Source organism: Borborobacter xinjiangensis, from assembly GCF_047739745.1.
In the GTDB taxonomy this organism is placed as follows: Bacteria; Pseudomonadota; Alphaproteobacteria; order Rhizobiales; family Rhizobiaceae; genus Pseudaminobacter.
Window position 1 is genome coordinate 89,877 of record NZ_JBLLVA010000019.1, and the last position, 11,512, is coordinate 101,388.

Genomic DNA, 11,512 nt, shown 5'->3' on the forward strand with positions numbered 1-11,512 from the left:
ATGCGCATCGAACGTCGTTTCACCAGGGACGGACAGTCGGCATATGCGGAGGTCGAATTCCGCAAGGCGCTGAGTGAGATCAAGAATCCGGACGGTTCGGTGGTGTTCCGGCTTGACGATATCGATGTGCCGGCGCAGTTCAGCCAGGTTGCGGCCGATATCCTTGCCCAGAAATATTTCCGCAAGGCCGGCGTGCCCGCCCGCCTCAAGAAGGTCGAGGAGAACGGGGTTCCCTCCTTCCTGTGGCGTTCCGTGCCCGATGAGGTCGAGCTTGCCAAGTTGCCGGAAGACCAGCGCTATGGCTCGGAAACCGATGCTCGCCAGGTTTTCGACCGGCTCGCCGGCACCTGGACCTATTGGGGCTGGAAGGGCGGTTATTTCAAATCCGAGGCCGACGCCCTCGCCTTCCGGGATGAACTCGCCTACATGCTCGCCACGCAGCGCGTCGCGCCGAACAGCCCGCAATGGTTCAACACTGGCCTGCATTGGGCCTATGGCATCGACGGCCCGGGCCAGGGCCATTTCTACGTCGATCCGTTCACCGGCAAGCTGACCAAGTCGAAGTCCGCCTACGAGCATCCGCAGCCGCACGCCTGCTTCATCCAGTCGGTTGCCGACGACCTCGTCAACGAGGGCGGCATCATGGATCTGTGGGTGCGCGAGGCGCGCCTGTTCAAATACGGTTCGGGCACCGGCTCCAATTTTTCCTATCTGCGCGGAGAAGGCGAGAAACTTTCGGGCGGCGGCCGCTCGTCTGGGCTGATGAGCTTCCTCAAGATCGGCGATCGCGCCGCCGGCGCCATCAAGTCGGGCGGCACCACGCGCCGCGCCGCCAAGATGGTGGTGGTGGACATCGATCACCCCGACATCGAGGACTATATCGACTGGAAGGTGAAGGAGGAGCAGAAGGTCGCCTCGCTCGTCACCGGTTCCAAGATCGTCAGGAACCATCTGACGGCGATCATGAAGGCTTGCGTGAATTGCGAGGCCGGCTCCGAAGACACGCGCGGCGATTGCTTCGATCCGCAGAAGAACCCGGCGCTGAAGCGCGAGATCAAGGCGGCCAAGAAGAACGCGGTGCCGGAAAACTACATCAAGCGGGTCATTCAGTTCGCCAGGCAGGGTTATACCTCGATCGACTTCAAGACCTACGATACTGATTGGGATTCGGAAGCCTATCTCACCGTTTCCGGCCAGAACTCCAACAATTCCGTGTCGCTGAAGGACGACTTCCTGCGCGCTGTCGAGGCTGATGGCGACTGGAACCTGACCGCCCGCAAGGACGGCAAGGTCATGAAGACGCTGAAGGCGCGCGACCTGTGGGAGAAGATCGGCCATGCGGCGTGGGCCTCGGCCGATCCGGGCCTGCATTTCAACACGACGATGAACGACTGGCACACTTCGCCGGCAGCAGGTCCGATCCGCGCCTCGAACCCGTGCTCCGAATATATGTTCCTCGACGATACGGCCTGCAATCTCGCCTCGATCAACCTTTTGCCCTACCGCAATGCCGACGGCACCATCGACATCGCAGCCTATGAGCATACGGTTCGTCTCTGGACCATCGTGCTCGAAATCTCGGTGATGATGGCGCAATTCCCTTCGAAGGAGATCGCCAAGCTTTCCTACGAATACCGCACGCTCGGTCTCGGCTACGCCAATATTGGCGGCCTGTTGATGACGGCCGGCATCCCCTATGATTCGGATGAGGGCCGCGCGCTGGGCGGCGTGCTCACCGCATTGATGACCGGCATCGCTTACGCCACTTCGGCCGAAATGGCGTCCGAGCTCGGCGCCTTCCCCGATTATGACCGCAATGCCAACAGCATGCTGCGTGTCATGCGCAATCATCGCCGCGCCGCCTATGGCGACCGTGATGGCTATGAGAAGCTGTCTGTAGCACCCGTGCCGCTCAACGCTGACCACGTCTGGCAGAAGGACCTCGTCACCCATGCACGGGCCGCCTGGGACCGCGCCATCGAGCTTGGCGAGGAGCATGGCTTCCGCAACGCGCAGGCGACCGTGATCGCGCCGACCGGCACGATCGGCCTTGTCATGGATTGCGATACCACCGGCATCGAACCCGATTTCGCGCTGGTGAAGTTCAAGAAGCTTGCCGGCGGCGGTTATTTCAAGATCATCAACCGCGCCGTGCCCGAAGCGCTGCGCACGCTCGGCTATTCAGAAAGCGAGATCGCCGAGATCGAGGCCTATGCCGTCGGGCATGGCAATCTCAATCAGGCTCCGGGCGTAAACCCTTCAACGCTCAAGGCAAAGGGCTTCACCGATGAGAAGATTGCAGCCGTCAACGCGGCGTTGAAGCAGGCCTTCGACATCAAGTTCGTCTTCAACCAGTGGACGCTCGGCGCCGACTGGATCAAGGAAACTTTCGGCTTCACAGATGAGCAGCTTAACGATTTCTCTTTCGAGATCCTGCCGGCGCTCGGCTTCTCCAAGAAGGACATCGAAGCCGCAAACATCCACGCCTGCGGAGCGATGACGCTCGAGGGCGCACCCTTCCTCAAGGACGAGCACCTGCCCGTATTCGACTGCGCCAATCCGTGCGGCAAGATCGGCAAGCGTTACCTGTCGGTTGAATCCCATATCCGCATGATGGCGGCCGCGCAGCCCTTCATTTCCGGTGCGATCTCCAAGACCATCAATATGCCTAACGAGGCGACGGTCGAGGATTGCAAGGAAGCCTATATGCTTTCCTGGAAGCTGGCGCTGAAGGCCAATGCGCTCTACCGCGACGGCTCCAAACTCTCACAGCCGCTCAACGCCTCGCTGCTTGCGGATGATGATGAGGACGAAGACGATCTGATCGAGGAACTGATTGCGCAGCCGGCGGCGGCGCGGGCCGCGACCGTCACGGAAAAGATCGTCGAGCGCGTGGTCGAGCGGCTCTACCGCGACCGCGAGAAACTGCCGAACCGGCGCAAGGGCTACACGCAGAAGGCCATCGTCGGCGGCCACAAGGTTTATCTGCGGACCGGCGAATTCGATGATGGCCGTCTCGGCGAGATTTTCATCGACATGCACAAGGAAGGCGCGGCCTTCCGCGCCATGATGAACAATTTCGCCATCGCGATCTCGCTCGGTCTCCAATATGGCGTGCCGCTGGACGAGTATGTCGAGGCCTTCACCTTCGTCAAATTCGAGCCGGCGGGCATCGTCCAGGGTAATGATGCGATCAAGAGCGCCACGTCGATCATCGACTATGTGTTCCGCGAACTCGCCGTTTCCTATCTCGGCCGCACAGATCTCGCCCATGTCGACACGGACTTCTCCAACACCGCACTGGGCCGCGGCATCAATGAAGGCAAGGCCCTGCCCTTCTCCAAAGGTCTGACGCGCGGTGCCTCGCCGCTCAAGGTGGTGTCGGGTGTTGGAACCACCGATCCTAAGGGCTTTGCCGGCACGCCCGGCGCAAGCCCGAAGGTCACGACGCCGACGGCATTCTCAGGCTCCAATGTGCGCTCCATCGTCTCGGCCGCTGGTGCTGCCGCGCTTCAGGTCGCGCCCGCTTTTGCCGAGGGCGCGACCGCCTTCAAGCGCGAATTTGAAGAGGTCGCTCAGGAACAACCTGACGAGGCAGGCGCACACTCGATCTTCACCGAGGCCGCCGCCGCAGAGGCAGCGGATGCCAAGGCAATCGCGGCCGACCGCCGCATGAAGTCGATGCTGCAGGGCTATACGGGCAATTCCTGTTCGGAGTGCCAGAACTTCACCATGGTCCGCAACGGCACCTGCGAAAAGTGCGATACCTGCGGAGCCACCAGCGGCTGCAGCTGAGCAGCTCCACAGGTCTGGACTCCTGACGCGTCACTGAATCTCGCTCAACGTCAAGGTAGATTGCTCGTTCGACACACGAAGCCTGCTCACCAGACACATTAGGTCAGCAACACAACATCCGGGCGCCGCGGCGCCCGGAAGTGATCCTAGGAACAAACCGAGATCGATGGAATGCACGCTCCGACGATAGACACTGAGACGAAGACACCTGACGGCATCGAGCGCTTTCTCAATCGGTTCTGTCCGCAGCCGGAGGTGCTGATGGCTGTGTTCGCCGGATCGGCCAGACGGCTGATTTCCGTGCACGACGAAAAAATCCTCTGCGACGAAGGAGACCCCGCAGGCCGAGAGCTTCATGAAGACGCTGAAGGTCGAAGCTGTTTACCCGATGGCTTTCGAAACCTTCGACGACGTCATTGAACACCTTCCCCGCTTCATTGAGGATGTCTACAATAACCGCAGGCTCCATTCGGCGCTCGGCTATCTGAGCCCGCAGCAGTTCGAGGATCAACACATCCGGCAGACTGGCAAAACAGCAGCCTGATCATTGTCCACCCTCAGGGGCGCACTCCAAAACAGGGTCCTCATTCCACGAAAAATCACATCCCACTGCCGCAATGACATACATGAGTGCATGGAACAGGCCATCGAACAGGACCTGATTGCTGATGTCCCCAACGCCGTCGACCAGACTCAAAAGATGATGCCACTGAAGGATCTGATGGAGGAGGATCCCATCGAAGAAGCCTCCAAGCGCGAAGCCCAGCAGATAGCCTGCCCAGATGTAGGCGGCGGAGATTCGTTGGCGTTCCTGCATCTGAGATACCTGTCGCACCACTGTTTGGCCGCTTGGTCCGTGCTTAACCTTCTCCTGCTTGTGCCGACCCCGACGGCCGAAACAACTTCCGTAGTCCGACAACCTGCACGACTCGATCGAGCCTGCTTGCACCCTTCTCGAGTTCGTCAAAATCACCGCGAAGCGCCATTAGCGCATAGCGTTCCTGTTCGATCTCCCTTGCTGTCCGGAAACCGAGACGCCGCAAGATCGGCACTGGCGGGCACCATCCCTGAATGGCGTGCTGGAGGAGGAAGCCGCTGACAAGTGCCGGAAGGGCGAGCCATCTGCGGTCGGAAGTGACGCCGAGTGCGACGCCTGCAAGTGCCAGCGTGGAAGCGTTCGCCTCGATCGCTCTCTCAATATCCCATTCCCGGTCCAACTCCCCGAGACGGCGGTCGATCTGCTCGGGATGATCCGCGTAGTAGGCGATCCGGCTTTCCGTCTCCTGCCGAATTCGGCGATTGACCTCCTCTGCGGTATGCGTCGGGACTCGTTCTGCGCTGGATGGCACCATGGCGATCACCTGGATAGAGACATGTGCCTAACGTGCACCTTCAAGGGAATGTTCCGACCGCACGCTACTGAAGCGAGCTGAGCAGCAATGTGGCAGCCTTCTTGCTGATGGACTCTGCGCCTTCAGCTACCTGCATCCAGCTCGGCGATCGCCTCGTACTGGCTGAGGAAGACTCTTCCGGTGAGATCGTTTAGGAAGTGGGAGCGGTTCAGGCGATCCATGACAGGCCCCTTCACTTCGGAAAGGTGCAGGGTGATGCCAGCATCATGCAGGCGGTGGTTTATCTCCTCAAGGCTTTCAAGTGCCGAGGCATCGATGGCGTTCACGGCGGAGCACATCAAGATGACATGCTTCAGCGCCGGCCGATCGGCCACCAGCTCCGCAATGCGATCCTCCAGGTAGCGGGTGTTGGCGAAGTAGAGGCTCTCGTCGACGCGCAGCGAAAGGATATCTGGCGAGGTGATCACCTGATGCCGATCGACGTTCCGGAAATGCTCGGTCCCAGGCACTTGCCCGACGACTGCCATGTGAGGGCGGGAGGTGCGGTAAAGATGTAAGAGCAGGGACAGGAGTACACCCATCACGACACCGATCTCCACACCGAGGAATAGCGTGCCGAGTATTGTAGCGGCCATCGCCGAGAAATCGGCCTTCGAATAAGCCCACACCCGACGCACGGCGGCGAAATCGACCAGCGAAAGCACCGCCACGATGATGGTCGCGGCCAAGGTCGCCTGCGGCAGGTGTGCCAGCAAAGGCGTCAGGAACAGCGTGGCCAGGGCGATGCCGACGGCCGTGTAAATCCCTGCGGCGGGCGTTTTTGCGCCCGCGTCGAAATTGACGACGGACCGTGCGAAGCCGCCCGTGACCGGATAGCCTGCTGATATGCCCGAAGCGATGTTTGCAGCGCCGAGCCCGATCAGCTCCTGGTCGGGGATGATGCGCTGGCGGCGCTTCGCGGCAAGCGTCTGTGCGACAGAGACGGATTCGACGAATCCTATCAGGCTGATCAGGAGCGCCGGGGCAGCGAGCGCCCTGATCATCTCCAGATCGACGATCGGCAGGGCGGGCATTGGCAGCCCCTGCGGGACTGCGCCGACCAGAGGCACGCCCGCCTCATCAAGGTTCAGAGCAGTCGCGGCCATGATCGTGACAGCGACGGCAAGGACCGGACCTGCTTTCGTGGCTATGTCGGCGATGCGAGCGTTTGTCCCGAGTCCCACAAGCACCGACTTCAGCTTGAGGCGAACGAAGTAGAGGAAGGCGAGCACGCCGGCCCCTATGACCAGTGTCGCGAGGTTGGTGGCACGAAGGTTCGCGAGCAGGCTTGTCACGATCTCCGGCAGGGTATGGCCCCCGGAGGGAACGCCGAGCAGGTGCCTCACCTGTCCGGCAGCAATCAGAAGCCCCGATGCGGTGATGAAGCCGGAGATCACAGGATGGCTCAGGAAATTGGCCACGAATCCGAGCCTGAAGAGGCCCATCGCGACGAGCATCGCTCCCGAGATCAGGGCGAGCAGCGTCGCAGCGACCAGGTAGGATTCGCTCCCTTGCGCCGCGATCTCTCCGACGGCGGTCGCCGTCATAAGGGAGACGACCGCCACGGGTCCAACGGCAAGCGTCCTGCTGGTGCCGAAGATCGCGTAGGCAACGAGCGGCAGGATCGACGCGTATAGTCCCACCTCCGGTGGCAGACCAGCCAGCATCGCATAGGCCAGCGACTGCGGGATCAGCATGATCGTAACGATTACTGCCGCGAGGACATCGTTGGTGAGGGTCGAGCGCTCATACTGCCGACCCCATTCCAGGATCGGCAGATGGCGTAAAAGCCTGGTCATCGTGTAGCCTCTGAGATCTCAGGCTGTGCGGACCTGCATCCGATTGTCAGCAAGCAGACGCGCGACCCACATGCCGACGAACATGGCCGGGACGAAGGCGAGGGTTCCGGTTGCGCCCAGCCCCAGCGCGGTCAGCGCTGGTCCGGGACAGAACCCTCCGAGGCCCCAGCCGATGCCGAAAATCGCCGGGCCGGCGATTACCCGCACGTCGATGTCGTTCCTGGTCGGGAGGTGAAAGCTGCCGCCGATGACCGGCTTGTCGCGTGTCAGCACCTGTCGATAGCCGATGAAGGCGACGATTACCGCGCCTCCCATGACGAACGCCAGCGAAGGATCCCAGGTACCGAAGAGGTCCAGGAAGTTGAGCACCTTGGCTGGGTCCGCCATGCCCGAGATCACGAGGCCGACCCCGAAGAGCAGGCCGAGGGCGAGATTGACGAGGAAAGACACCTGTTCAGCCTCCGATCACGTGACGGACGAGGAAGACGGTCGCGAAAGCGGTCGCCATGAAGACACCGGTGGCGACGATAGAGCGAGCAGAAAGCCGCGACAGGCCGCAGACGCCGTGCCCGGAGGTGCAGCCATTGCCCCAGACCGAGCCGAACCCGACGAGGAGCCCTGCGGCAATCATCAGCGGAACGTTTGAGGAGACGGTCTGCTGGACGGCTTCGCCCGTCGTCACGGCAATGGCGAGCGGCGCGGCGATGAGGCCGATAACGAAGCCGAACCGTGAAAGGAACGCGCCGTCCCGGTAAGGCGGCAGGAGCCGTCCGGCGATGCCGGAGATCCCTGCAATGCGTCCTTCCAATAGCATGAGCAGGACCGCGGAGAGGCCGATCATCGTGCCTCCTATCAGGGAGGCGATTGGCGTAAACTCTGTCATTGATCGTTTCCTTGCTGAGCTTTCTCCGGAAGCTCGCAGAACATCCGGTACATTAGGCCGATGAACTCGGTGACCCGTCCGTCCGCGAGCCGGTAGAACATGTTCTTCGATTCCTTGCGGCCGACGATGAGTCTTGCTTCTCGCAGTTCGGCGATCTGCTGGGAGAGGCCAGGCTGCCGAATACCGAGCGTGTCCTCGAGATCGCGGACGGACCGCTCGCCATCCACGAGCGCACACACGATCATCAGCCGCGATGGATGTGCGAACTTTTTGAGGAACTCGGCCGCCTCACCGGCGCTCGCCACCAGATCTGCGGTCTGCGGCGCTAAGTCGAGCTTCATTGGTCATCCCATGCAGCGCCCTCGAGTGCGTCGAGCGGGAACTTCAGGTAACGCCTTCCGTTCGCCTCCGCCTCGGGCAGCCGTCCTCCGTTCATGTTCACCTGCAGCGCATGAAGGATCAGTTTCGGCATCGACAAGGTCTTGTCGCGAGCCTCGCGCACCTTCACGAACTCTGCTTCCGTCCTGCACGTCGACATGTGCGTGTTCTTTGCCTTCTGCTCGCCGACCGTGGACTCCCACAGCGGCTCGCGGTCGCCGGGCTGGTAATCATGTCCCGTGAAGATGCGGGTCTCGTCCGGCAGCGACAGGATTTCCATGATCGACCTGTAGAGGCGCGACGCGCTGCCGCCGGGAAAGTCGGCCCGTGCGGTTCCCGAATCCGGCATGAAGAGCGTGTCGTGCACGAAGGCGGCGTCGCCAATCACATAGGTGATGGATGCCAGCGTGTGTCCGGGCGAGAACAGGACCCGAGCCGGGATGTTTCCCACTTGGAAGGTCTCGCCTTCGGCAAAGAGCTTGTCCCATTGAGAGCCGTCGGCCCGGAAGTCAGGCCAGTTGTAGATGCCCTTCCAGAGCTTCTGCACCTCGATGACCTTCTCGCCGATCGCCGTTGGAGCGCCTGTCTTTTCCTTGAGGTACCGCGCCGCCGAGAGGTGGTCAGCATGCGGATGCGTGTCGAGGATCCACTCGACCTCGAATCCCTGCTCATTCACGTAGGACAGGATGGCATTCGCATTCCTGGTCGCGGTCGCCCCTGACTTCTCGTCGAAGTCTAGGACCGGATCGACGATCGCGCATTTGCGGGTTTCCGGATCGGCGACGACATACTGGACGGAGTAGGTACGCTCGTCGAAGAACCCCTTCACGAGTGGCTTGATCGTGCTCATTGCATAACTCCTGGAAGAATTCTGTCGTTTAGCGGCCGTGCGCATCGAGCCATTTGACGGCGCCGGAAAGGTCGAGGCCGACGGACTGACCAAACGGAATCACCCGGTCCTTGCTCAAGCGTCCATCCAGGACCTCGCCAATGGCGTAGAGAGTTGCGGAGCGGGTGCCAGTCTTGCAGTGCGCCAGCACCGGGCCGTCGGCTTGGGTGAGAGCCACCTGAAACGCCCGAACCTGGCTTTCACTGATCTCTCCCGCAGTCACGGGAATATTGGTGTAGGCAAGCTCCTCGCCTTCCGCGACCGAACGGTTTTCGGCGGCACTGGGCTGACCCGGCTCCTCGCCATCAGGGCGGTTGTTGATGATCGCCGCGAAACCCTGAGACTTCGCACGGCTAATGTCTTTTGCGGTGAGCTGCGGCCCGACGTGGAGCCTCTCGGATATCTGTTTCATGCGTCGACTCCTTGTGGCCTGATGCAGGAAGTTCAGACCGGATGACGCCCATGTGGGTCGGTTGCATTAAAATGCAATAGATAATCTGCAATCAGTGCGACGACCTTCTAGCTCCACTTGCGAATGTCGGCAATTGCCTTGCGGATCTGGTCAGGCTTTAAGGCACCCCTATGGAGCCTTTTACCGATCACGAAGGCCGGCGTCCCAAGCAAGGAAAGCGCACGCGCCTGGCGCTGGTTGCGAAGCAGTAGAGCATCAACATCCTCCAAATGGACGTCCAGCGCATCTCGAACCTCAGCCACGTCGACGCCCCTGTCGCGCATCGCGTTGTCAATGCGTCCGTGTGACAAGGGCACGGTGATCTCCATGACGGCCGTGTGCGCTGCTGCGTAACGGCCAAGTCGGTCGGCTGCCAGCACCATTCGCGATGCATAGCTGACCAGGTCGCCATTGATCGGCCAGTCCTTCATCACGAGCCGGATACCGCCATCCTCCTCCAGGATCTGCTTCAGGTGCGGGTGAAGGACCTTGCAGTACGGGCAGGCTGCCAGCGACTCTCTTCATAGACAAGCGCGGCGTCCTCAAACACGCGCATCTCGGTGAGATCTCGCGCGAGACATTGCAGTCGCGGCTTGGCGAGCTGCGATCCGACAACACTGAACAAGGAGACAATTGAATGCCGAACAGAAGACACCTGCTGAAGGCAACCGCCGCCGCCGCGGCGCTGCCATCGCCTGTCCTTGCCCAAGTTGAACTGACCGTCGAGGAGGTCCTGTTCGATCCGCAAATCCCGGTATTGGGAAAACCTGACGGCGACGTGACGATCGCCGAGTATTTCTACTATCAATGCCCGTTCTGCAAGCGCGGCCATCAAGACCTCATCGACGTCGTGCGTGGGGACGGGAACGTCAGACTGGTGATGAAGGACTGGCCGATTTCGGCGTCGCGTCCGTTCACGCCGCCAGCTTCGTGCTCGCTGCGGGCCACGACTACGAGAAGGCGCTTCATGCACTGATGGCGGCGACCAAGGGCCGCCTTGGCGAGGAAGATGTGGACGCCGTCTTGAAGAAGGCGGGGCTGGATCCGCAGCGCCTTCTCGCCGCCTTCAAGAAAGATCAGGACCGCATCGATGGCATTCTCGCCCGCAATATGGGTCAGGCGAACGCATTCGGGTTCGGCGGCACTCCCGCTTTCCTCGTCAACACACGGATCCACCATGCTGCGATGGACAAGCAGGCGCTCCGCGACGCGATTGCTGCTGCACGAAGCTGAGCCAATGGACCAGCACCGAGGGAACTTTGGAACGAGGACCCAGTGAACTCGTTCCGACGACCAGAGCCCGGACCAGCGTCGACAAGGAGTGCGTGCCCGTTCGCCTTCGGGATCTTTGGCATGAGGAAGTATGTCCTGGCTGCGGAAGGTGGTCGTGCAGCAATCAATAGGAGCACCCAGAATGACCTACACGATAGATCGGAAAATCGAGGGAGTGAGCTTCGAAGACGCGGTCGAGCGGACTCGCCGAGCCCTTGCTGACCAGGGTTTCGGGGTCCTGACGGAGATCGATGCGAAAGCGACCATGAAGAAGAAGCTGGACATCGAGATGGAGCCCTATTTGATCTTGGGCGCCTGCAATCCCAAGATGGCCCACCAAGCAATCGGGATGGAACCCCGGGTCGGGGCAATGTTGCCCTGCAACGTGATCTTGCGCCAGGTGGGCAATGCGGTCGAGGTTAGCGCGATCGATCCTGTCTCATCTATGATGGCGATAGAAAACGACGAGCTAAAGCGGGTGGCCGGAGAGGTGCGAGATCGCCTTTCTAAGGCGGTAGACAGTATCTGAACGCATGGAACTCGCCTGAGTGCATGAAGGCGGATTGTCTGCTCCTGGCGAATGCGATGTTAAGATTCCATGAGGCGTGAACCGCGCCCGGCGCTCTGCGAGAGTGTGGTTGCACAGATGCAATC

Annotated in this window: 11 protein-coding genes and 2 pseudogenes; 4 read left to right on the plus strand and 9 right to left on the minus strand. The window is 61.0% G+C overall.

The features are described 5' to 3' along the window. Together ACLKMW_RS18665 and ACLKMW_RS18670 are read left to right on the plus strand one after the other, a co-directional pair. A complete protein-coding gene (locus tag ACLKMW_RS18665) occupies positions 1–3,795 on the plus strand; it encodes a vitamin B12-dependent ribonucleotide reductase (protein ID WP_415726005.1) in 3,795 nt (1,264 codons plus the stop codon). 343 nt (positions 3,796–4,138) lie between these two features. Continuing rightward, a pseudogene (locus ACLKMW_RS18670) lies at positions 4,139–4,339 on the plus strand (IS3 family transposase); the annotation flags it as partial. On the opposite strand, the gene ACLKMW_RS18675 reads toward ACLKMW_RS18670, so the two are convergent. From ACLKMW_RS18675 to ACLKMW_RS18715, 9 genes are all read right to left on the minus strand, one after another. Continuing rightward, the gene (locus ACLKMW_RS18675; RefSeq protein WP_415726006.1) at positions 4,340–4,612 is read right to left on the minus strand and encodes a DUF2243 domain-containing protein; all 273 of its coding nucleotides are present in this window, start codon (positions 4,610–4,612) and stop codon (positions 4,340–4,342) included. A 43-nt stretch (positions 4,613–4,655) separates the two neighbouring features. Then, the gene (locus ACLKMW_RS18680) at positions 4,656–5,147 is read right to left on the minus strand and encodes a YgaP family membrane protein (protein WP_415726007.1); all 492 of its coding nucleotides are present in this window, start codon (positions 5,145–5,147) and stop codon (positions 4,656–4,658) included. A 122-nt stretch (positions 5,148–5,269) separates the two neighbouring features. Next, the gene (locus tag ACLKMW_RS18685; protein ID WP_415726008.1) at positions 5,270–6,985 is read right to left on the minus strand and encodes a SulP family inorganic anion transporter; all 1,716 of its coding nucleotides are present in this window, start codon (positions 6,983–6,985) and stop codon (positions 5,270–5,272) included. Positions 6,986–7,003: 18 nt separating this feature from the next. Beyond that, positions 7,004–7,435 carry a DUF6691 family protein gene (locus ACLKMW_RS18690; protein WP_415726010.1) on the minus strand — a complete coding sequence of 144 codons (432 nt, stop codon included), beginning with the start codon at positions 7,433–7,435 and terminating at the stop codon, positions 7,004–7,006. Positions 7,436–7,439: 4 nt separating this feature from the next. Beyond that, entirely contained in the window at positions 7,440–7,868 is a 429-nt protein-coding gene (locus ACLKMW_RS18695; RefSeq protein ID WP_415726011.1) for a YeeE/YedE family protein, read from the minus strand. After that, positions 7,865–8,209: a metalloregulator ArsR/SmtB family transcription factor gene (locus ACLKMW_RS18700; RefSeq protein ID WP_415726012.1), complete on the minus strand. Its 345-nt coding sequence runs from the start codon at positions 8,207–8,209 to the stop codon at positions 7,865–7,867. Before ACLKMW_RS18700 ends, ACLKMW_RS18695 begins: the two co-directional genes overlap by 4 nt. Next, on the minus strand, positions 8,206–9,096 hold the full coding sequence (locus tag ACLKMW_RS18705) for an MBL fold metallo-hydrolase (RefSeq protein ID WP_415726013.1): 891 nt from the start codon (positions 9,094–9,096) through the stop codon (positions 8,206–8,208). Before ACLKMW_RS18705 ends, ACLKMW_RS18700 begins: the two co-directional genes overlap by 4 nt. Before the next feature lie 28 nt (positions 9,097–9,124). Further along, positions 9,125–9,547 carry a protein tyrosine phosphatase family protein gene (locus ACLKMW_RS18710; RefSeq protein WP_415726014.1) on the minus strand — a complete coding sequence of 141 codons (423 nt, stop codon included), beginning with the start codon at positions 9,545–9,547 and terminating at the stop codon, positions 9,125–9,127. A gap of 107 nt (positions 9,548–9,654) precedes the next feature. Then, positions 9,655–10,098 (minus strand): DsbA family protein, encoded by a 444-nt coding sequence (locus ACLKMW_RS18715; protein ID WP_415726019.1) that lies wholly within the window; start codon positions 10,096–10,098, stop codon positions 9,655–9,657. A 125-nt stretch (positions 10,099–10,223) separates the two neighbouring features. On the opposite strand from ACLKMW_RS18715, the pseudogene ACLKMW_RS18720 reads away from it, so the two are divergent. Both ACLKMW_RS18720 and ACLKMW_RS18725 read left to right on the plus strand, forming a co-directional pair. Then, a pseudogene (locus ACLKMW_RS18720) lies at positions 10,224–10,819 on the plus strand (DsbA family protein). Between the two features lie 181 nt (positions 10,820–11,000). Next, entirely contained in the window at positions 11,001–11,387 is a 387-nt protein-coding gene (locus ACLKMW_RS18725; RefSeq protein WP_415726015.1) for a DUF302 domain-containing protein, read from the plus strand. Positions 11,388–11,512 lie beyond the last annotated feature (125 nt).